This window comes from Streptomyces sp. NPDC089424 (genome assembly GCF_044749345.1).
GTDB lineage: Bacteria > Actinomycetota > Actinomycetes > Streptomycetales > Streptomycetaceae > Streptomyces.
The window spans coordinates 603,291-623,335 of the sequence record NZ_JBIVHU010000004.1 but is presented as its reverse complement, the minus strand read 5'-3'; the positions used below and the strand labels follow the sequence as shown (position 1 = coordinate 623,335).

Annotated in this window: 17 protein-coding genes and 1 pseudogene; 8 read left to right on the top strand and 10 right to left on the bottom strand. The window is 73.9% G+C overall.

Annotation, left to right across the window (positions count from 1 at the left end; all coding sequences use genetic code 11):
- Positions 1 to 632: 632 nt before the first annotated feature.
- The 5 genes from ACIP2X_RS22545 to ACIP2X_RS22525 are packed head-to-tail and all read right to left on the bottom strand — an operon-like array spanning position 633 to position 6,093.
- Positions 633 to 1,430 (bottom strand): type III pantothenate kinase, encoded by a 798-nt coding sequence (locus tag ACIP2X_RS22545; RefSeq protein WP_401675800.1) that lies wholly within the window; start codon positions 1,428 to 1,430, stop codon positions 633 to 635.
- Between the two features lie 16 nt (positions 1,431 to 1,446).
- Entirely contained in the window at positions 1,447 to 2,418 is a 972-nt protein-coding gene (gene nadC, locus ACIP2X_RS22540) for a carboxylating nicotinate-nucleotide diphosphorylase (RefSeq protein WP_401675798.1), read from the bottom strand.
- A 5-nt stretch (positions 2,419 to 2,423) separates the two neighbouring features.
- Positions 2,424 to 4,154 carry an L-aspartate oxidase gene (locus tag ACIP2X_RS22535; protein ID WP_401675796.1) on the bottom strand — a complete coding sequence of 577 codons (1,731 nt, stop codon included), beginning with the start codon at positions 4,152 to 4,154 and terminating at the stop codon, positions 2,424 to 2,426.
- The gene (gene panC, locus ACIP2X_RS22530; protein WP_401675794.1) at positions 4,151 to 5,164 is read right to left on the bottom strand and encodes a pantoate--beta-alanine ligase; all 1,014 of its coding nucleotides are present in this window, start codon (positions 5,162 to 5,164) and stop codon (positions 4,151 to 4,153) included. Before panC ends, ACIP2X_RS22535 begins: the two co-directional genes overlap by 4 nt.
- On the bottom strand, positions 5,161 to 6,093 hold the full coding sequence (locus tag ACIP2X_RS22525; protein ID WP_401675792.1) for a Rossmann-like and DUF2520 domain-containing protein: 933 nt from the start codon (positions 6,091 to 6,093) through the stop codon (positions 5,161 to 5,163). Before ACIP2X_RS22525 ends, panC begins: the two co-directional genes overlap by 4 nt.
- A 211-nt stretch (positions 6,094 to 6,304) precedes the next feature.
- Here ACIP2X_RS22525 and ACIP2X_RS22520 point away from each other — a divergent pair, with 211 nt between their 5' ends.
- Positions 6,305 to 7,480: a threonine aldolase family protein gene (locus tag ACIP2X_RS22520; RefSeq protein ID WP_401675790.1), complete on the top strand. Its 1,176-nt coding sequence runs from the start codon at positions 6,305 to 6,307 to the stop codon at positions 7,478 to 7,480.
- A 141-nt stretch (positions 7,481 to 7,621) separates the two neighbouring features.
- On the top strand, positions 7,622 to 8,728 hold the full coding sequence (locus tag ACIP2X_RS22515) for a DUF5937 family protein (RefSeq protein WP_401675788.1): 1,107 nt from the start codon (positions 7,622 to 7,624) through the stop codon (positions 8,726 to 8,728).
- Positions 8,729 to 8,778: 50 nt separating this feature from the next.
- On the opposite strand, the gene ACIP2X_RS22510 is transcribed toward ACIP2X_RS22515, so the two are convergent.
- From ACIP2X_RS22510 to ACIP2X_RS22500, 3 genes are all read right to left on the bottom strand, one after another.
- Positions 8,779 to 9,411: an AAA family ATPase gene (locus ACIP2X_RS22510; protein WP_401675786.1), complete on the bottom strand. Its 633-nt coding sequence runs from the start codon at positions 9,409 to 9,411 to the stop codon at positions 8,779 to 8,781.
- Between the two features lie 66 nt (positions 9,412 to 9,477).
- Positions 9,478 to 10,149 carry a response regulator gene (locus ACIP2X_RS22505; protein WP_401675784.1) on the bottom strand — a complete coding sequence of 224 codons (672 nt, stop codon included), beginning with the start codon at positions 10,147 to 10,149 and terminating at the stop codon, positions 9,478 to 9,480.
- 71 nt (positions 10,150 to 10,220) lie between these two features.
- Positions 10,221 to 11,423 carry a sensor histidine kinase gene (locus ACIP2X_RS22500; protein ID WP_401675782.1) on the bottom strand — a complete coding sequence of 401 codons (1,203 nt, stop codon included), beginning with the start codon at positions 11,421 to 11,423 and terminating at the stop codon, positions 10,221 to 10,223.
- Between the two features lie 196 nt (positions 11,424 to 11,619).
- Here ACIP2X_RS22500 and ACIP2X_RS22495 point away from each other — a divergent pair, with 196 nt between their 5' ends.
- Positions 11,620 to 12,567, top strand: coding sequence for an SAM-dependent methyltransferase (locus ACIP2X_RS22495; protein ID WP_401675847.1), 948 nt, complete (start codon positions 11,620 to 11,622; stop codon positions 12,565 to 12,567).
- 103 nt (positions 12,568 to 12,670) lie between these two features.
- On the opposite strand, the gene ACIP2X_RS22490 is transcribed toward ACIP2X_RS22495, so the two are convergent.
- Complete coding sequence (locus ACIP2X_RS22490) at positions 12,671 to 13,822, bottom strand: NADH-quinone oxidoreductase subunit D (RefSeq protein WP_401675780.1); 1,152 nt, start codon at positions 13,820 to 13,822, stop codon at positions 12,671 to 12,673.
- A 31-nt stretch (positions 13,823 to 13,853) separates the two neighbouring features.
- On the opposite strand from ACIP2X_RS22490, the gene ACIP2X_RS22485 reads away from it, so the two are divergent.
- Complete coding sequence (locus ACIP2X_RS22485; protein WP_401675778.1) at positions 13,854 to 14,384, top strand: PH domain-containing protein; 531 nt, start codon at positions 13,854 to 13,856, stop codon at positions 14,382 to 14,384.
- Entirely contained in the window at positions 14,381 to 15,730 is a 1,350-nt protein-coding gene (locus tag ACIP2X_RS22480; RefSeq protein WP_401675776.1) for a PH domain-containing protein, read from the top strand. The genes ACIP2X_RS22485 and ACIP2X_RS22480 overlap by 4 nt, the downstream gene beginning before the upstream one ends.
- 93 nt (positions 15,731 to 15,823) lie before the next feature.
- Here the strand turns inward: ACIP2X_RS22480 and ACIP2X_RS22475 are convergent, their stop codons facing one another.
- Positions 15,824 to 17,101 carry a hypothetical protein gene (locus tag ACIP2X_RS22475; protein WP_401675774.1) on the bottom strand — a complete coding sequence of 426 codons (1,278 nt, stop codon included), beginning with the start codon at positions 17,099 to 17,101 and terminating at the stop codon, positions 15,824 to 15,826.
- A 280-nt stretch (positions 17,102 to 17,381) separates the two neighbouring features.
- Between ACIP2X_RS22475 and ACIP2X_RS22470 the strand changes: the two are divergent.
- From ACIP2X_RS22470 to ACIP2X_RS22460, 3 genes and pseudogenes are all read left to right on the top strand, one after another.
- Positions 17,382 to 18,386 (top strand): annotated as a pseudogene (locus ACIP2X_RS22470) (phosphatidylglycerol lysyltransferase domain-containing protein); the annotation flags it as partial.
- A 189-nt stretch (positions 18,387 to 18,575) separates the two neighbouring features.
- Entirely contained in the window at positions 18,576 to 19,436 is an 861-nt protein-coding gene (gene folP, locus ACIP2X_RS22465) for a dihydropteroate synthase (protein WP_401675772.1), read from the top strand.
- Entirely contained in the window at positions 19,433 to 19,936 is a 504-nt protein-coding gene (locus ACIP2X_RS22460; RefSeq protein WP_401675770.1) for a nuclear transport factor 2 family protein, read from the top strand. The genes folP and ACIP2X_RS22460 overlap by 4 nt, the downstream gene beginning before the upstream one ends.
- Positions 19,937 to 20,045 lie beyond the last annotated feature (109 nt).

Here is a 20,045-nt window from a genome sequence, read left to right as displayed (position 1 = left end):
GGAACGGCGCGAAATCGGTCACTCACCGACGCACCCGTGTTGACGCGCCAACCGCTGCGGGCGGACACCCCCCGACCCACCCCCTTCCCGCCGCGGGCGGGTGCGGCGCCGTGTGACTGACGCCAGAGCGAGCCGGTTCCTTCCCGCCGCGGGCGACTGCGGCGCCGTGTGACTGACGCCAGAGCGAGCCGGTTCCTTCCCGCCGCGGGCGGCTGCCGCGCCGTACGACAGACGCCGCAGCAAGCCGGTCCCCTCGCGCTGCGGGCGGGTGCCGCGCCGTACGACGGACGCCGCAGCAAGCCGGTCCCCTCGCGCCGCGGGCGACTGCGGCGCCATACGACTGACGCCCGAGCGAGCTGGCCGCTTCGCGCCGCGGGCGACTGCGGCGCCTTGCGCCGTAGGCGCGAAACAGCCCGCTCCCGCCGGGGGCGGGTGCGGCTCCGGCGCGCGGCCGGTGACTTCCGCCCGGACGCCCGCGGCACCGTGTGCCCAAGGCGCGAAACCAGAGGCGCCCAGAGGCCCAAGGGCACCTGCGCCCCGCCGCGCGTCCGATGCCCGGGGCAGGCGGCGGCTCCTCCTTTGCGCCGAGAGCCGTGTGGTTCCGCCGCGCGTGTAGGGGCCCCTGCTGGGGGTTACATGCGGGAGACGTTGCGTTCGTAGACGAGGCGGAGGCCTATCAGGGTCAGCCAGGGTTCGTGTTCGTCGATGACCGAGGATTCGCCGAGGACCATGGGGGCCAGGCCGCCCGTCGCGATCACCGTGACGTCGTCGGGGTCGGTGGCGAGTTCGCGGGCCATGCGGTTGACGACGCCGTCGACCTGGCCGGCGAAGCCGTAGATGATGCCGGACTGCATCGCCTCGACGGTGTTCTTGCCGATCACGCTGCGGGGGCGGGCCACCTCGATCTTGCGGAGCTGGGCGCCCCTGACGCCGAGGGCCTCGACGGAGATCTCGATGCCGGGGGCGATGACGCCACCGACGTACTCCCCGCGTGCGCTCACCGCGTCAAACGTCGTCGCCGTGCCGAAGTCGACCACGATGGCCGGGCCGCCGAAGAGCTCGACCGCGGCCACGGCGTTGATGATGCGGTCGGCGCCGACTTCCTTGGGGTTGTCGGTGAGGATCGGGACACCGGTCTTGACGCCCGGTTCGACCAGGACGGCGGGGACGTCGCCGTAGTAGCGGCGCGTCACCTCACGGAGTTCGTGGAGGACGGAGGGGACGGTGGCGCAGATGGCGATGCCGTCGATGCCGTCGCCCAGGTCGTCGCCGAGGAGCGGGTGCATGCCCATCAGGCCTTGGAGGAGCACCGCAAGCTCGTCCGCGGTGCGGCGGGCGTCGGTGGAGATGCGCCAGTGTTCGACGATGTCGTCGCCGTCGAACAGGCCGAGGACGGTGTGGGTGTTGCCTACGTCGATCGTCAGCAGCATGGTCGGTTCCCGCTCCCTACTCCGCCGCTCGCAGATCCAGGCCGATGTCCAGGATCGGCGCGGAGTGGGTCAGGGCGCCCACGGCCAGGTAGTCGACGCCGGTGTCGGCGTACGCCTTGGCGTTGGCGAGGGTGAGGCGGCCCGACGCCTCCAGGGCCGCGCGGCCGTGCACAAGGGCGACCGCTTCCTCGCACTCGCCGGGCGTGAAGTTGTCCAGCAGGATCAGGTCGGCGCCGGCGTCCACGACCTCGCGGAGCTGGTGCAGGGTGTCGACCTCGACCTCGATCGGGACGTCCGGGAAGGTCTCCCGTACGGCCTTGAAGGCCTGGGCGACGCCGCCCGCGGCGACCACGTGGTTGTCCTTGACCAGGGCCGCGTCGGAGAGCGACATACGGTGGTTGACGCCGCCGCCGCAGCGGACGGCGAACTTCTCCAGGGACCGCAGGCCCGGCGTGGTCTTGCGGGTGTCGCGGACCTTCGCCGTCGTGCCGTCGAGCACGTCCGCCCACGCGCGGGTGGCGGTCGCGATGCCCGACAGGCGGCACAGGAGGTTGAGCGCGCTGCGCTCGGCGGTCAGGAGGTCCCGGGTGCGGGTCGTGAGGGACAGGAGCTTCTGGCCCTCCGTCACGCGGTCGCCGTCCTCGACGTGCCGCTCGACCTCGAACTCGTCCTCGCAGACGATCGACATCACGGCCTCGGCGACCCGCAGGCCCGCGACGACGCCCGCCTCGCGTGCCACGAAGTCGGCCGTCGCCACGGCGTCCTCGGGGATCGTCGCGACCGTCGTCACGTCGACGCCGCCCGCGAGGTCCTCCTGGATGGCCATGTTGGCGATGTCCTCGACCTCCACGGGGTCGAGTCCGGCGTCGGCCAGGAGCTGGGCGAGGGCGGGGTCGAGGCCGCACTCCAGGTATTCCTCGTCGGCTCCGCAGGCGCAGCCGTCACCGCAGCCGTCGGAGGGGACGAGGGGAAGGTCGGGGGTGCTCACTGCTGTCACTGCTCCTGGGGACGTTGCGCCGGGTGGTGCTGCCCGGTTGGGGGGAAGTCTGCGGTATCGGTGGTGCGTACGGCGAGTGTGCGGTCCGGATTCAGCCTCACCACGATGTGGCGGTGCCATGCGGTGTCGTCGCGGTCGGGGCGGTCCTCGCGCCAGTGGCAGCCCCGGGTCTCCTCGCGCAGCCGCGCGGCGGCCACCAGGACGCGCGCCACGCACAGGAGGTTGGTGGCCTCCCAGGTGTCGACGCCGGGCTCGGCCGTCTTGCCGTTCTCGTGCAGGGCGTCGCGGGCGTCGGCGTGCAGGCGCTGGATCTGCTCGGCCGCCTTGGAGAGGGAGTCGGCGGAGCGCAGCACCCCGGCGCCCTCGGTCATGATCCGCTGGATCGTGAAGCGGTCCTCGGGGGCGAGCAGGGGGTGCGCGGGCTGCTCCGGGTGCGGGAGCGGGGCGGGTACGCGCGCGTGCAGGCCGTCCCGGCGGTGGGTCACCGCGATGTCGTGGGCGATGCGCTCGGCGTAGACCAGGCCCTCCAGGAGGCTGTTGGAGGCGAGCCGGTTGGCGCCGTGCACGCCCGTGCAGGCGACCTCGCCGCACGCGTAGAGGCCTGGGACCGTGGTGCGGCCCTGGGAGTCGGTGCGCACGCCTCCGGAGGCGTAGTGGGCGGCCGGGGCGATCGGGATGGGTTCGTGGACCGGGTCGATGCCGTGGGCGCGGCAGGCGGCGAGGATCGTGGGGAAGCGGTGCTCCCACATGTCGGCGCCGAAGTGCCGGGCGTCGAGGAACATGTGCTCGGCGTCCTGCTCCTGCATCCGCCGCATGATGCCCTTGGCGACGATGTCGCGGGGGGCGAGTTCGGCGAGTTCGTGCTGTCCCACCATGAAGCGCACGCCGTCGGCGTCCACCAGGTGCGCGCCCTCGCCCCGGACCGCCTCGGAGACCAGGGGCTGCTGGCCCTCCGCGTCCGGGCCCAGGAACAGCACCGTGGGGTGGAACTGGACGAACTCGAGGTCGCTGACCTCGGCGCCCGCGCGCAGGGCGAGGGCCACGCCGTCGCCGGTGGAGACCGAGGGATTGGTCGTCGCCGAGAAGACCTGGCCCATGCCGCCGGTCGCGAGCACCACCGCCGGCGCGTGCACCGCGCCCACACCGTCGTGCTGGCCCTCGCCCATGACGTGCAGGGTGACGCCCGCGGTGCGGCCGTCGGCGTCCGTGAGGAGGTCCAGGACCAGGGCGTTCTCGATGGTGCGCAGGCCACGCGCGCGTACCGCCTCCACGAGGGCGCGGGAGATCTCCGCGCCGGTCGCGTCGCCGCCCGCGTGGGCGATACGGCGGCGGTGGTGGCCGCCCTCGCGGGTGAGCGCCAGTTCGCCCTCGGTGGACTCGTCGAAGTGCGCGCCGGTCTCGATCAGGCGGCGTACGGCGTCCGGGCCCTCGGTGACGAGGATCCGCACCGCGTCCACGTCGCACAGCCCGGCGCCGGCCACCAGGGTGTCGTCCAGGTGCTGTTCGGGGCTGTCGCCCTCGCCCAGGGCGGCAGCGATGCCGCCCTGCGCCCAGCGGGTGGAGCCGTCGTCGAGGCGGGCCTTGGTGACGACCACCGTGCGCAGTCCGGCGGCCTCGCAGCGCAGCGCGGCCGTCAGACCCGCGACGCCGGAGCCGACGACCACGACGTCGGCCGCGATGGACCAGCCCGGAGCGGGGGCGTGCAGTCGTATGCCTGTGCTGGTCACGAGGCGGCTCCGAAGGTGAGGGGGATGTTGTCGATCAGCCGGGTCGTACCGACCTTCGCGGCGACCGCGAGGACGGCCTCCCCCGTGAAGTCGTCCCCGATCTCGGTGAAGTCCTCGGGGTCCACCAGGGCCAGGTAGTCCAGCACCAGGGGCGGGTCGAGGCGGACGGCGTCGTCGAGGACCAGGCGGGCGGCGGCGCGGACGGCGGACGGGCCGCCGGGGACCGCCTTGGCGACGGCGTGCGCGTCGGCGGCGGCGCGGGACTCACCGATGGCGCTCAGGGCCTCGGCACGCGCGCGCGTGGCGGGCACCTCACGTGCCCGCGCGCGCAGTGCCTCCTGGGCCGCGTGCCGGTCGCGGCCGGCGAACAGCGCGCGGGACAGCGCGAGCGCCGTGCGGCGCTCCTTGGGCGAGAGGTAGCGGTTGCGGCTGGACAGGGCCAGTCCGTCGTCCTCGCGCACGGTCGGTACGCCGACGATCTCGACGCCGAAGTTCAGGTCCCGTGCCATCCGGCGGATCAGGGCGAGCTGCTGTGCGTCCTTCTGCCCGAAGAACGCCACGTCGGGGCGGGTGAGGTGGAGCAGCTTGGCGACGACCGTGAGCATGCCGTCGAAGTGGCCGGGCCGGGAGGCGCCCTCCAGGCGCTCCCCCATGGCACCCGCGCTGATGCGGACCTGTGGCGCGCCGCCGGGGTAGACCTCGTCCACGGCGGGGGCGAACACGACGTCCGCGCCGGCGTGCTCGGCGACCTTGAGGTCTGCCTCCAGGGTGCGCGGGTAGCGGTCGAGGTCCTCGCCCTTGCCGAACTGCAGCGGGTTGACGAAGACCGTGACGACGACGAAGCCGTCCGGACCGACGTGCCCGCGCGCGGTGCGGACGAGGGTGGCGTGGCCGTCGTGCAGGGCGCCCATCGTCATCACCACGGCGGTGCGGCCGGGCACGGTGTGCCGCGCCCGCACCCGCGCCAGGTCGTCCGGTGCGGGGACGAGTTCGAAGCTCCGGCGGCTCATCGGTCTTCCCCGTTCTCGGGCAGGGTCGGCTCCGCTGCGAGTACCCCGAGCAGGTCCTCCGCGAGTTCGGGCTTCAGCAGGCCGTGCGCGAGCGCGCGGTCGGCGGTGGCGCGGGCCATCGCCAGATAGCCGGCGACGGCCTGCGGGGCGTGCCGGCGCAGCTCCGTGACGTGCGCGGCGACCGTGCCGGCGTCCCCGCGCGCGACGGGGCCTGTCAGGGCCGCGTCACCGGAGCGCAGGGCGTTGTCCAGGGCGGCGCCGAGCAGCGGGCCGAGCATCCGGTCGGGGGCCTCGACGCCGGCGGCGCGCAGCAGCTCCAGGGACTGGGCGACCAGCGTGACCAGGTGGTTGGCGCCGAGGGCGAGCGCCGCGTGGTAGAGCGGCCGGTTCTCCTCGGCGATCCACTCGGGCTCGCCGCCCATCTCGATGACGAGGGCCTCGGCGGCCAGCCGCAGCTCCTCTGGGGCGGTGACCCCGAAGGAGCACCCTGCGAGGCGCTGGACGTCCACCGGCGTCCCCGTGAACGTCATGGCGGGGTGCAGGGCCAGCGGCAGCCCGCCGGCCCGCAGAGCGGGCTCCAGGACGTTCGCCCCGTACCGCCCGGAGGTGTGCACGAGCAGCTGCCCCGGCCGTACCGCCCCGGTCCCGGCGAGGCCGTCCACGAGGCCGGGCAGGGTGTCGTCGGGGACCGTCAGCAGGACGAGGTCGGCGCGCTCCAGCACCTCGGCGGGCGGGACCACCGGCACCTCGGGCAGCAGCTCCGCGGCCCGCCTGCGGGAGGCGTCGGAGACCGCGGACACGGCCACCGGACGGTGCCCGGCGAGCTGGAGGGACGCGGCCAGGGCGGGGCCCACCCGACCGGCGCCGACGACGCCGACGGTGAGCCGCGCGGGGCGGTCCCTGGGGTCTGGCTGTTGGCTTGTACTCACGCGACGACGGCCTTCCCGTTCCAGTCCGCTCGGGGTACCGGACGATTTCTCGTCATGTTAACGCGATTGGTTCGAGCGGCGTTCGGTCGTCCACAGGCTGTGGGCGACGGAACAGGTCCTGGCGACGGAACATGTTGTCGGCGACAACGGGCTTCGGGCGGAGCCCATGCCCGGGGCGGTGCCGTGCGGGGCGCCCGGCATGATCTGCGCCATGAGTGATGCAACGCGGTTCACGTCAGAGGCAGAGCGACGCACACCACCGAGCCGGGACCAGCGCGTCCACGCCTACCGGAGCGCCGCGCGGGTGCTCGCGCGCGTGGGCATCCACGCCACGCTGCGGGAGCGCCTCGCGCTGCTGGAGGCGGCAGGCGACGTGTACGACCTGGACCAGCCGGCCGATCTCTACGGGGACGGTGTCGTCGCCGCCCTGGAGGAGAAGGTCGCCTCACTGCTCGGCATGGAGGCCGCCGCCTTCTTCCCGACCGGCACGATGGCCCAGCAGGTGGCCCTGCGCTGCTGGGCGGGCCGCCAGGGCGACCCGACGGTCGCCCTGCACGCGCTCGCGCATCCCGAGGTGCATGAGCGAGGCGCGCTGAGCCAGGTCAGCGGTCTGCGCCCGGTGCGGCTCACGACGGCGGCGCGCCTGCCGACGGCGGCAGAGGTGCGCGACTTCGACGAGCCCTTCGGTGCGCTGATGCTGGAACTCCCCCTCCGGGACGCCGGGTTCGTGCTGCCCACCTGGGAGGAACTCACGGAGGTCGTGCAGGCGGCGCGCGAGCGCGGCGCGGTGGTGCACTTCGACGGCGCGCGCCTGTGGGAGACCACCCTCCACTTCGGCCGGCCCCTGGACCGGATAGCGGGTCTCGCCGACAGCGTGTACGTCTCGTTCTACAAGTCCCTCGACGGCTACAGCGGCGCCGCCCTGGCAGGCCCGAAGTCGCTGATCGCCGAGGCCAAGGCCTGGCGGCACCGGTACGGGGGCCTGCTCTTCCAGCAGTTCCCGACCGTGCTGGCGGCGCTCGCGGGGCTGGAGAAGGAGCTGCCCCGGCTGCCGGACTACGTCCGCCACGCGCGCGTGGTGGCCGAGGCGATGCGGCAGGGGTTCGCGTCGGCGGGCGTACCGGGGGCGCGGTTGCTGCCCGGGACGCCGCACACCCACCAGTTCCAGGTCCGGCTGCCGTGCGACGCGGTGGACGCCGCCTGGGCGGCGGTGCGGCAGGCGGAGGAGACGGACACGATGCTCTTCACCCGGGGCTGGGCCACGCCCGGTCCGGGCCTCGCCGTCACCGAGGTCGAGGTGCGCTCGGCGGGCCTGGAGTGGACGGAGCAGGACGTGCGGACCGCGGTCACGCAGTTCGTGGCGCGGCTGACCGGCGGGTTCCGGTAGCCCGGCCGCCGGTGTCGCGCGTCCGGCCGGCGCCGCGTCCGGTGGGTCCGGGGTGGGCGCCCCGATTGCGGTGGGCGCCCCGATTGACGTCCGCCGTCAATCGGGAGCTGCGTTGTCGGTGCCGAGGTGCACCATGGCGTCATGAGCGTGCGCATCGACATCACGGGGCTGCGGCCGGAGAGGGTCACGGTCGTGCCCTCCCCCATCGCCGAGCTCGGCATGGCGCTGCACGCGCTGTCCGAGCCGGGGCACCATCCCGGCCTCCAGGGCTGGGTGACCGGGGTGACGGCCGGCCTCGACCCACACCTGGCCGACCGGATGTGCGAGGCCGACTTCCTGTGGCGGACGACGTTCTCGGACCTCTTCACGCCGTTCGCGGGCGTCCCGGGCCAGGGCGCCCTCCCCGGGGCGACGCTCGCCGAGGACATCGACCTGCAGGACAAGCTGTCGGACGAGCAGTTCGTCGACGCGGCGCTGGAGTTCACCTGCGCGCCCGACCACGACGTGCCGGGCGGAGGCGTCCTCACCGACCCCGCGCTGCGCCGCCGCGCCCTGGACCTGGCGGAGTCACGCGGGCCGCGGCAGGCGCGGTTCGCCGAGCGGCTCCTCGACGACCCGCCCCGCGTGCGTGCCTGGCTGCGGCAGTTCCTGGAGGAATGCGACGAGGCGTTCTTCGGCGACGTCTGGGCCAGGGTGCGCCACGCGCTCGCCGCGGACGCGCGGCACAAGACGGAGCTGCTGCGGCGCAGAGGCCTCGGCGAGGCGCTGGCCGCAGTGTCCTCGGCGGTGACGCTGGACGAGGACGGCGACCGGATCGTCGTCGACAAGCTGGGCGAGGGGCGCACGGCGACCGACGAGCGCGGTCTGCTGCTGGTGCCGACGAGCCTTGGCCGGCCCCACCTGATGGTGCTGCACCGGTACGGCTGGCAGCCGGTGCTGCACTACCCGGTGGGCTCCTCGGAGCTCGCCTCACCGCCGTCGGTCGAGCAGCTCACCCTGCGCATGACGGCCCTGTCCCACCCCCTGCGGATGCGTATCTGCCGCCATCTGGCCCGCAGCGCCTTCACCACCGGCGAGCTGGCCACGGCGTACGGCGTGACGGCTCCGGAGATATCCCGGCACCTGGGCGTGCTGAAGAAGGCGGGCCTGATCACCACGCGGCGCCGCGGGCGGTACGTCCTGCACCAACTGGACGTCACGGTGGTCGCGCGGCTCGGCAGCGACTTCCTGGAAGGGCTCCTCCGATAGCGCCTTGAGGGCGTCCGGACCCGGCCCCACGCGCCCCGGAGCGGGCCGCGTCAGTCGAGGCGGATGTGCCGGATCCCGACGCGCGCCTGCCGCAGGCGGGTGCGCAGCGGGCCCTCGTCGTTGGGCCGGAGGGTCAGTCCGGCGAGGACGGCGATCCGGTCCGCCGTCCTCGGCACGGTCGTGCGGTCGGTCCACAGATGCTCGGCGAACTCCGGTTCGCTCAGCCGTTCCAGACAGTGGTCGAGCTGCCGCTCCGCCCAACTCTCCTCGCGCGGTCCGGGGTTCCGCTGGGCGACGTGCTGGAGCTGGTGCCCCAGCTTCCGCTCCCGCAGCCTCCTCAGCACGGTCCCCCGTTCGGCGAGGAGCGTGAAGTGCCGTACGTCGTGGCCGAGTTCCCGCAGCCGTCCGACGGTCTCCCCGAAGTGGCCGGAGTCGGTGACCGTCATCGGGGCGATGACGACACCCTCGTGCCGCGTGAGGACGAGGTCGAGGACCTCGACGACGCCCTGCCGCCAGGAGAGCAGGTCCTGGAAGTCGCCCCGCAGCGCGGGCGGGAGCATGCGGTGCAGACCGAAGCCCACGTGCTCCGGGTCGCAGAGGACGCTGCCGGGCAGCCGGCGCCGTATCTCGTGTGCGGTCTGTGTCTTGCCGCCCCCGAAGGGGCCGTTGATCCACAGGAGCATGCGCAGACCCTACCGACGCCCGCGCGCCACCGGCAGCCGCGCCCGCCGGTCAGCCGTGGCGGTCGGTCAGCCGTGGCCGCCGGCCCGCACGAGCCCCGTCTCGTACGCCAGGACGACCACCTGCACCCGGTCCCGCAGCCCCAGCTTGGTGAGGATGCGGCCGACGTGCGTCTTCACGGTCGCCTCCGACAGCACCAGCCGGGCCGCGATCTCCCCGTTGGACAGCCCCTGGGCGACCAGCACCATCACCTCGCGCTCCCGCTCGGTGAGCCGCTCCAGCTCCTTGTGCTGGGGCTCCTTGCCGGCGCTGGGCAGCATCGGCGCGAACCGGTCCAGGAGGCGCCGGGTGGTCGACGGGGCGACCACCGCGTCGCCGCTGTGCACGGACCGGATCGCGGCGAGCAGTTCGCCGGGCGGCACGTCCTTGAGCATGAAACCGGAGGCGCCGGCCTTCAGCCCGGAGAAGGCGTACTCGTCCAGGTCGAAGGTGGTCAGGATGAGCACCTTGGGCGGGTTCGGGTCCGCACAGATCCGGCGGGTGGCCTCCACGCCGTCCAGCTTCGGCATGCGCACGTCCATCAGCACCACGTCGACCTCGGTCGAGCGCACCACCTGGAGGGCCTCGACGCCGTCGCCCGCCTCGGCCACGACCTCCATGTCCGGTTGCGCGGCCAGCACCATCCGGAACCCGGTGCGCAGCAGCACCTGGTCGTCGACGAGCATCACGCGGATCGTCATGGGGTCCTCTTCCGTATCAGGGAGTGCGTCGGGGGGGCGTGACAGGTGTCAACGGACGGCGTGCGTATGCGTCAGTGCGCCGGTTTGAGCGGCAGCAGCGCACTGATGCGGAATCCTCCGCCGGGGCGGGGGCCCGCGTCCAGGGTGCCGCCGACCATGCCGATGCGCTCGCGCATGCCGATCAGGCCGTGGCCCTGGCCGTCGAGCCCGCCCTCCTCGTACAGCTCGTGCGGGGCTCCCTTGCCGTCGTCCTCGACGAGCAGGCCGAGCCCGTCGTCGAAGTAGACCAGGCGCACGCTGGCGCCGGCATTGGGCCCGCCGTGCTTGCGCGTGTTGGTGAGCGCCTCCTGCACGATGCGGTAGGCGGTCAGCTCGACGCCGCTGGGCAGCGGGCGCGGCGTGCCCTCGATCTTGAAGTCGACGGGCAGTCCGGAGGCCCGGCACTGCTCGACCAGGTCCTCGATCTGCTGGACGTCGGGCTGCGGGACGTATTCGCCGCCCTCCTGGTGCTCGCCGGTGCGCAGCACGCCGAGCAGGCGGCGCATCTCGGCGAGGGCCTGGCGGCCGGTGGAGGAGATCGTCTCCAGCGCCTTCTTGGCCTGGTCCGGCGCGGCGTCGAGGACGTACGCGGCGCCGTCGGCCTGCACCACCATGACGGACACGTTGTGCGCGACCACGTCGTGCAGCTCGCGGGCGATCCGGGCACGCTCGGCGGCGACCGCGACCTTGGACTGCGCCTCGCGCTCCTTCTCCAGCCGGGCGGCCCGCTCCTCCAACTGCGCGAAGTAGGCGCGGCGGGTGCGGATGGAGTCACCGAGCACCCAGGCGAGGGCGAACGGCACCGTCAGGAAGATCCCCAGCGCGATGTTGCCCGCGACGCTCGTCTGGGGCTCCGGCCAGCGGATCTGCGCCAGGGGGGCCGCGCACAGACCACCGACCAGGGCGAACCGGGAGGCCCAGCGCTCCCCGACCGCGGCCACGGTGTAGACGATCACCAGCATGGCGAAGTTCGCGGGCAGCGGCCCCGCGTCCAGGGCGAGCTGCGCCACGCCCACGACGGCCGCGAGCACCAGCATCTTCTCCGGCATGCGCCGGCGCAGCGCCAGCACCAGGCACAGGACCAGCGTGAGGGGCACGAAGAAGGCCGGCTCAGCGCTCCGGCTGCTCTCCTCGGTGGCCGACCCGCCCACGACCGAGATCCCGAACAGGACGAAGGCCCAGAAGCCGTCGACCCATGTCGGGTGTCGGCGGAGGAAGTCGTAGAGGCGCTGCACGTAACCCAGCGTAGGGAAGCGCGGTGCGTGCGGGAGTCAACCGGAGGACCGATCCGGACGCGATACGTGTACTCCGCAAGGTGGAGGTTCCGCTTTTCTGTACGCCTAGCCTTGCCCTGTGAACAGGGGTGCGGCGGGTGACGCAAGGGACGGTCAGGGGGCCGAGGGGCAGCAGTGGCGGGGGTGGCGCGCGGCCATGGAGGCGGCGCTGTACGGCCCCGGCGGCTTCTACCGTCGGCCCGAGGGGCCCGCGGGGCACTTCCGTACGTCCGTGCACGCCTCGTCGCTGTTCGCCGACGCGGTGGCACGGCTGCTGGGCCGGGTCGACGAGGCGCTGGGCAGCCCGGCCTCCCTCGACTTCGTCGACATGGCGGCGGGCCGGGGCGAACTGGTCACCGGGGTGCTGGCCGCGCTGCCCCCCGCACTGGCCGCCCGCACGCGCGCGTACGCCGTGGAGATCGCGGACCGCCCGGCCGGTCTGGATCACCGCATCGAGTGGCGCGCCGAGTGCCCGCGGGGCGTCTCGGGTCTGGTCTTCGCCAACGAGTGGCTGGACAACGTGCCCCTGGAGGTCGCCGAGGCCGACGCCGCGAGGGTGTGGCGGCGGGTGCTGGTACGGGAGGACGGCACCGAGCGGCTCGGGGAGCCGGTGTCCGGCACGGCCGCCGAGTGGCTCGCGCGCTGGTGGCCTGGGCCGGCCGAGGAAGGGCTGCGGGCGGAGATCGGGCTGCCGAGGGACACGGAGTGGGCATCGGTCGTCGGCCGCGTCGAGCGGGGGTTGGCCGTCGCCGTGGACTACGCGCACACGGCGGAGGCCCGCCCGCCCTTCGGCACCCTCGGCGGCTTCCGCGAGGGGCGCGGAACGGCACCCGTGCCGGACGGGTCCTGCGACATCACGGCGCACGTGGCGCTGGACGCGTGCATGCTCCCGGGCGGGCGCACGCTGACCCAGCGGGAGGCGTTGCACCTCCTGGGGGTGGCGGGCGCACGGCCCCCGCTCACGCTGGCCACCACCGACCCCAGGGCCTATCTGCGCGCCCTCACCGGAGCCGGCGAGGCCGCCGAGCTGACGGCGCCGGGCGGGCTGGGCGACTTCGGGTGGCTGGTGCAGCCGGTCGGGATCCCGGACCCGCTCACCGCCTGAGCCGCCGGACGAACTCCGGCGGGAGCACCTCCCGTGGGACCACCGGCCCGCAGGACCACCGCCCGCGCGACCACGGCCCGGGGGACCACCGCCCGCCGGCCGCCTACTTGTCGATGTCCCCCACCACGAAGAACATCGACCCCAGGATCGCCACCATGTCCGCCACCAGCGTCCCCGGCAGCAGCTCGGTCAGCGCCTGGATGTTGTTGTACGAGGCCGAGCGCAGCTTGAGCCGGTACGGCGTCTTGTCGCCCTTGCTGACGAGGTAGTAGCCGTTGATGCCGAGCGGGTTCTCGGTCCAGGCGTAGGTGTGCCCCTCGGGCGCCTTCAGCACCTTGGGGAGCCGCTGGTTGATCGGCCCCGGCGGCAGCTCGGCGATCCGGTCGAGGCAGGCGTCGGCGAGGGCGAGCGCGTTGTGCGTCTGCTCCAGCAGGCACTCGAAGCGGGCCAGGCAGTCGCCCTCGGAGCGCGTCACGACCTGCAGAGTGTCCTGGAGCTCCCCGTAGGCGAGGTAGGGCTCGTCGCGACGCAGGTCGAAGTCGACGCCCGAGCCCCGCGCGATCGGGCCGCTCACGCCGTACGCGTGGACGGCCTCCGGCGTGAGCCTGCCGACGCCGCGCGTGCGGCCGCGGAAGATCTCGTTGCCGAGGACCAGGTCGTCGAACCGGTCCATGCGCGAGCGCACCCCCGCGACCGCGGCACGCGCGCGTGCGGTCCAGCCGGCCGGCAGGTCCTCCTTGAGGCCGCCGACGCGGTTGAACATGTAGTGCATCCGCCCGCCGGAGACCTCCTCCATGACGTTCTGCAGGACCTCGCGCTCCCGGAAGGCGTAGAAGACGGGCGTGATGCCGCCCAGCTCCAGCGGGTACGAGCCCAGGAACATCAGGTGGTTGAGCACCCGGTTGAGCTCGGCGAGGAGCGTGCGCGTCCACACCGCGCGCGTGGGCACCTCCATGCCGAGCATGCGCTCCACGGCGAGGACGACGCCCAGCTCGTTGGAGAAGGCCGACAGCCAGTCGTGCCGGTTGGCGAGCATGATGATCTGGCGGTAGTCCCGCGCCTCGAACAGCTTCTCCGCGCCCCGGTGCATGTAGCCGATCACCGGCTCCGCGCTCGTGATGCGCTCGCCGTCGAGGAGCAGCCGCAGGCGCAGCACGCCGTGCGTGGACGGATGCTGCGGGCCGATGTTGAGCACCATGTCGGTGCTCTCCGCGGCACCGCCGATTCCGACCGTGGTCTCCGTCGTAGGAGTCATGGACACAGTCTGTCCTACGTAGGCTGGCCGTATGGAGACGGGGAGCCCGCAGGGCGACGGAACGGCAGGTCCGGAGGGCGGCGTGGTGACGGCGGAGGCCGAACCGGCCTGGACGGCGCTGCCGCCCGGCCTGCTGCGCATGCGACGGCTGCTGCTCGTGGTGTGGATGGGGCTGCTGACGCTCGCCACGGGCCTGCTGCCGGGGCTGCTGGCGGGCGCCGCGTGGGCCGCGTTCGCCCTGCTGCCGCTGGCCCTCATGGTGTGGGGCTGGTGGCTGATCGGCCGCAACTGGCGGTCCTGGCGGTACGCCGAGCGCGCCGACGACCTGCTGATCAGCCGGGGCGTGCTGTGGCACACCGTGACGGTGGTGCCGTACGGCCGGATGCAGTTGGTCGAGGTGACCTCAGGGCCCGTCGAGCGGCACTTCGGGCTGGCCAGCGTGCAGCTCCACACGGCCGCCGCCGCGACCGACGCGACGATCCCCGGCCTGGACCCGGCCGAGGCGGAACGGCTGCGCGACCGGCTCACCGAACTGGGCCAGGCACGATCGGCGGGGCTGTGACCACGCCGGGCACCGAGGAGCAGGGCACGGCCGGCGAGGTGCGCGGTGCGGAGGACCCCACCGAGCGGCGGCTGCACCCGGTCACACCGTTCCGGCGGGCGTGGGCGCCGGTCGCCGTGCTCATCGGGTGGGCGCTGCACGACCCGGACGGGGCGCACCGCCAGCTGAGCCGGCTCACCACGACCACGATCCTCATAGCCCTCGCCGTCGTCATACCGGCTGCCGCGCTGTACGGCTTCCTCAGCTGGTGGTTCACGCACTTCGCGGTGACCGGGACCGAACTGCGCATCCGTACCGGCCTGCTGTTCCGGCGCACCGCGCACATCCGCCTGGAGCGCATCCAGGCCGTCGACGTCACCAGGCCGCTGCTCGCGCGCGTGGCGGGTGTCGCCAAGCTCAGGCTCGACGTCATAGGCACCGACAAGAAGGACGAACTCGCCTATCTCGGCGAGGCGGACGCCCGCGCGCTGCGGGCCGAACTCCTCGCGCGTGCCGCCGGTTTCGCTCCCGAGACCGCCCACGAGGTGGGCGAGGCGCCCGAACACCGGCTGCTGCACGTGCCGGGCGGCGTGCTCGCCGTCTCGCTGCTGCTGACCGGCGCCACCTGGGCCACGCTGGCCGCCGCGGTCGTCGTACCCACCGTGCTGTGGCTCGTCACCCACAACCTGTGGACGGTGGTCGCGACCGCCGTGCCGCTGATCGGCGCGGCGGGCGCGAGCAGCGTCGGCAGGTTCGTCGCGGAGTACGACTGGACGGTGGCGGAGTCGCCGGACGGCATCCGGATCGACCGCGGACTCCTCGACCGCGCGCACGAGACGGTGCCGCCGGGACGGGTGCAGACCGTGCGGATCGTGGAACCGCTGCTGTGGCGGCGGCGCGGCTGGGTGCGGGTGGAACTGGACGTGGCCGGTTCGTCCAACTCCCTGCTCCTGCCGGTCGCCCCGCGCGAGATCGCGGAGTCCCTCGTCACCCGCGTGCTGCCCGGCGTGACCGTACCGCCCGCCCCGTCCCTGTCCCGTCCACCGCGGCGCGCGGGCCGGTGCGTTCCGCTGTGGTGGCGCGGCTACGGCCACACCGTCACCGACACGGTGTTCGTGGCCCGGCACGGACTGCTCCGGCGCACCCTCGCGCTCGTCCCGCACGCCAAGGTGCAGAGCGTCCGGCAGGAGCAAGGTCCCTGGATGCGGCTGTGGCGCCTCGCGGACGTCCATGTGGACACCGGGGCCGGCAAGACGGTGACGGCCCGGCTGCGGGACGCCGAGGAGGCGGCGCGGCTGCTGCGCGCGCAGGCCGAGCGGTCCAGGACGGGACGCCGGGACGCCCGGCCCGACCGCTGGATGACATGAGAAACGCCGTGCCCGGCGCTGATGCGCCCGGCACGGCGTCGCGCCGGAGCCGTCCGGCGGATGGCGTGCGAACGGGGTTCCGGATGCGCGGGCTCAGGAGGCCGCGCTGCGCAGCCCCTGCATGTCGATCTGCTCGGTCTCGTCGTGCGCCGTCAGGTCGATCACCTGGCCGACGCCCCGCGACTGGGCGGTCGCGGGCTTGAACTCCGCCTCGGCCTCGGCCTTGTGCAGATCGAGCGCCTCCTGGCCGACCACGTCGGCGAGGTCCTCGTTCTGCACGGCCTCCAGCGACGCGAAGCCCTCGCCGTCCGCCTTCGTGCCGAAGAAGTCGAACCCGCCCTCCACCCGGGGCCTGCGCACCGGCGTGGACCCCGGCACCACGGCCACCGCGGTGGGCACGGTGAAGTGGCCGGCAGGCTGCTGCAACGGGGCCCAGGGGGTGGTGGCGGCCGCGTGCTCGTGCACGTCGGCCGCCTCGGTCTTCCCCCGCGCCTCGTCCTCCTGCGCGGCCTCCGCGCCGGCGCCGCGCTCGGCGTCCGCCGGGACGGGCTCCTTGACGGCGGTCTCCGCCCCGTCGCCCGGGTCCTGTTCGGGCTCGGCCTGCCGGTCGGCGTCGAAACGGCCCAGTGCGGCCTGCGCCCGCAGGAACAGCCGGGACCCCTCCGGGGAGAACAGCTTCGGGCCCTCGGGCTCCTCGCCTGCCGTCCCGTCGGTGGTGGGGTCGGCGGCGCCGTCCGTGGCGTCCGTGGCGTCCGGGCCGGCGTCGGCCTCGGTGTCGATGTCCGTGTCGATGTCGTCGTCGAGATCGGCGTCGGCGTCCGCGGAGACCTCGTCGTGGGCGTCGGCCCGGGGGCCGGTCCCGTCCTCGGCGCCACCCTGCGCGACCGGCGCGGGCGGCAGGGCCCGCGAGGGAACCGCGGCCTCGATCTCCAGTTGGCGGCGGCCCTCCAGGGCGCTCGCCCGCTCGGTCTCGGCGTTGGCGTACCGGCGCAGCAGCGCCGCGTGCTCGTTGCGCAGCCCGGCGAGTTCGGTGCGCTTGGCCCGGAGGCGCTGTTCGAGCTTGCCGCGCAGCTCGCGCGACTCCTCCAGGTCGGTCTCCAGTTCGGCGACGCGTTCCTCGTGCCGCCACTCGTCGCTCTCCCGCGCGCGCGTGAGGTCGGCCACCTGCTTGCCGGCCTGAATGTCCCAACGGCGCATGACGACCGCACCGGCGGCAGCCGTCACCGCGGCGGCGGCGGCCAGCCCACGGAGCAGCGTCTGTTCCGTGAACACCCAGGGGCCGAGAGCGCAGACGAGGGAGACGCCTGCGATCGCCGACGGAGGCAGCAGCCTGTGCAGAGGCGGTGAATGGCGGTGACGTCCACGTGGCATGGCCAGAAACTTACCGCGCGTAGGCGAATCATGGTGCCCCAGGCGGTAAAAACACAGCCACTACGGGGCCTTGAAACGGTGCGGCCCGGTCCCCCGGGGCGGACGGCGACTCCGTGCCCTTGGAAAGGGCTTTGCGAAGCGGAGTGAACCTCCCGTCACCTCCCGCCGTCCTAGAGGGCGCAATGTCGCCGGATGCCCGAATCGGCACCGGATTCCACCTCTTGCGCGTGACTCTCGCGCGGAACGCGCGCGGAACCCTCGCGCAGAACCTCGGGATGCGATGTCTGTCAGCGAAGTCGGGAAACCTCCGCGGGACGGGACCGTTGCGCCTCTCGTCGGCGGGGCCTGTGCCCTCGTGGGCCTCGCCGACATCGCCGCGAGCGTCCTCCCGCCCTTCCGGCACAGCCGCCTGCACGCGCTCGCCGAGGTGCCGCCCGCCGCGCTCGGCCCGTTCGCGGCCGCGATCTCGCTCGTCGCGGGCGTCCTGCTGGTGCTGCTCGCCCACGGCCTCGGGCGCGGCATGAGGCGGGCCTGGCGGGCCGCTCTCGTCCTGCTCCCGGTGGGTGCGCTCGGGCAGTTCACGTACCGGCACTCCGTGACCGGCGTGATCCTCTCGCTCGCGCTCCTCGCGCCGCTGCTGCGGCACCGCGACCGGTTCGCGGCCCCGCCCGACCCGCACAGCCGATGGCGGGCGCTGGCCAACGCCGTTCTCATGGGCGCCGGTTCGCTCGCCCTGGGCCTGGTCGTCGTCAGCGCGCACCCGCACAGCCTCGTCGGCGACCCGTCCCTGGCGGACCGCATCACCCATGTCCTCTACGGGCTGTTCGGCTTCCAAGGCCCGGTCGCCTGGACGGGCCCCACCTCCCGGACGGTCACCGTCTGCCTGGGCGCCCTCGGCCTGCTCACCGCCGTCACCACGGTCCACCTCGCCCTGCGTCCCGGGCACCCGGCCGACCGGCTCACCGAGGACGACGAAGCCAGGCTGCGCACCCTCCTGGAGCGGCACGGCGGCGGCGACCCGCCCGGACACCTCGCCCCGCGCCGCGCCCGGGCCGTCGTCTTCTCCCCCAGCGGCAAGGCGGCGGTGACCTACCGGGTGATCCACGGGGTGATGCTCGCCGACGGGGATCCCCTCGGCGAGGTCGAGGCCTGGCCCGGGGCCATCGAACGGTTCATGGACGTGGCACGCGCCCACTCGTGGACGCCCGCCGTCACGGGCTGCTCGGGGACGGGCGGCGAGGTGTGGCTCCGCGAGACCGGCCTCCACGCCCTGAGCGCCGAGGACCTCCCGGAGCGGGGCCGCGCCGTCCACCGCGCCTCGGGGGACCAACTGATGCGGCGCTCCGAGACCACCGCGCCCCCCGGCGCGCACGCCGTCGCGGAGCGGGACGCCCGCCCGGCCTGATCCGGACGGTCCCCCACCAGGCCCGCCCAGGTGAGGAGCCCGGCCCCACCCTGGGCCTACGCTGAACGTATGAGCAATCACAGCGGGCGCGGGCGGATCGCGGGCCTACCGGAATGGGACCGCTGCGCGGTCATGGGAGTCGTGAACGTCACCCCCGACTCCTTCTCCGACGGCGGCCGCTGGTTCGACACCACCGCCGCCGTCAAGCACGGCCTCGACCTGGTCGCCGAGGGCGCCGACCTGGTCGACGTCGGCGGCGAGTCCACCCGCCCCGGCGCCTCCAGGGTCGACGAGGCCGAGGAACTGCGCCGGGTGGTCCCGGTCGTCCGTGGCCTCGCCTCCGAAGGCGTCACCGTCTCCGTCGACACCATGCGCGCGTCCGTCGCCGAGCAGGCCCTCGCCGCCGGCGCCACCCTCGTCAACGACGTCAGCGGCGGCCTCGCCGACCCCGCGATGATCCCCGTGGTGGCGCGGACGGGCGCCCCCTTCGTCGTCATGCACTGGCGCGGCTTCCTGGAGGGCGGCAACATCCAGGGCGTGTACGACGACGTCGTCACCGAGGTCGCCGAAGAGCTGCACGCGCGCGTGGAGGCCGTCCTGGAGGGCGGCGTCGCCCCCGACCGGATCGTGATCGACCCCGGTCTCGGCTTCTCCAAGGGGGCCGAGCACGACCTCACCCTGCTCGCCCACCTCGACCGCCTGCGCACGCTCGGCCACCCGCTGCTCGTCGCCGCCTCCCGCAAGCGCTTCCTCGGCCGCGTACTGGCGGGTCCGCAGGGCGCCCCGCCGCCCGCGAGGGAACGCGACGCGGCGACGGCCGCCGTCTCCGCGCTGGCGGCGCACGCCGGCGCGTGGGCCGTACGCGTCCACGAGGTCCGCGCCACCGCGGACGCGGTCCGCGTCGCCCGCGCCGTGGAAGGAGCCCGGTGACCGCCCCGCACACCGACGTCGAAGAGGTCGAACTCGCCAACACGGCCTTCTACGAGACGCTGGAGAGGGGCGACTTCGAGGAACTGTCCACCCTCTGGCTCACCCCCTCCGACCTGGGCGTCGACGAGACGTACCACGACCCGGCGGACAGCGGCGTGATCTCCTGCGTGCACCCCGGCTGGCCCGTGCTCACCGGCCGCGGCGAGGTCCTGCGGTCGTACGCCCTGATCATGGCGAACACCGAGTACATCCAGTTCTTCCTTACCGATGTGCACGTCTCCGTCACCGGCGACACCGCCCTGGTGAACTGCACGGAGAACATCCTCAGCGGCGGCCCCGCCCCCGAGGACGGCGACGGCCCGGGACCGCTCGTCGGCCAGCTGGTGGTCGCCACCAACGTGTTCCGGCGTACCCCCGACGGCTGGAAGCTCTGGTCGCACCACGCCTCACCCGTGCTGACCGAGAACGGCGAGGACGAGGAGGACGAGCCGCCCGCGTGAGCGGGCGGGCGCCCGGCCCCGAAGGGACCAAGAAGTGGTTGGAATCACGGACCCGGGGTATGGGCGGCTACCAACCCGTGAGCCGCCGGATTCCCCAGGGGAAACACCC

Excerpts from the sequence above, each read along its gene's own strand:
- ACIP2X_RS22545 (WP_401675800.1), bottom strand. The coding sequence starts at position 1,430 with ATGCTGCTGACGATCGACGTAGGCAACACCCACACCGTCCTCGGCCTG.
- panC (WP_401675794.1), bottom strand. The coding sequence starts at position 5,164 with ATGAGCCGCCGGAGCTTCGAACTCGTCCCCGCACCGGACGACCTGGCG.
- ACIP2X_RS22520 (WP_401675790.1), top strand. The coding sequence starts at position 6,305 with ATGAGTGATGCAACGCGGTTCACGTCAGAGGCAGAGCGACGCACACCA.
- ACIP2X_RS22515 (WP_401675788.1), top strand. The coding sequence starts at position 7,622 with ATGAGCGTGCGCATCGACATCACGGGGCTGCGGCCGGAGAGGGTCACG.
- ACIP2X_RS22510 (WP_401675786.1), bottom strand. The coding sequence starts at position 9,411 with ATGCTCCTGTGGATCAACGGCCCCTTCGGGGGCGGCAAGACACAGACC.
- ACIP2X_RS22505 (WP_401675784.1), bottom strand. The coding sequence starts at position 10,149 with ATGACGATCCGCGTGATGCTCGTCGACGACCAGGTGCTGCTGCGCACC.
- ACIP2X_RS22495 (WP_401675847.1), top strand. The coding sequence starts at position 11,620 with ATGGAGGCGGCGCTGTACGGCCCCGGCGGCTTCTACCGTCGGCCCGAG.
- ACIP2X_RS22490 (WP_401675780.1), bottom strand. The coding sequence starts at position 13,822 with ATGACTCCTACGACGGAGACCACGGTCGGAATCGGCGGTGCCGCGGAG.
- ACIP2X_RS22485 (WP_401675778.1), top strand. The coding sequence starts at position 13,854 with ATGGAGACGGGGAGCCCGCAGGGCGACGGAACGGCAGGTCCGGAGGGC.
- ACIP2X_RS22475 (WP_401675774.1), bottom strand. The coding sequence starts at position 17,101 with ATGCCACGTGGACGTCACCGCCATTCACCGCCTCTGCACAGGCTGCTG.
- folP (WP_401675772.1), top strand. The coding sequence starts at position 18,576 with ATGAGCAATCACAGCGGGCGCGGGCGGATCGCGGGCCTACCGGAATGG.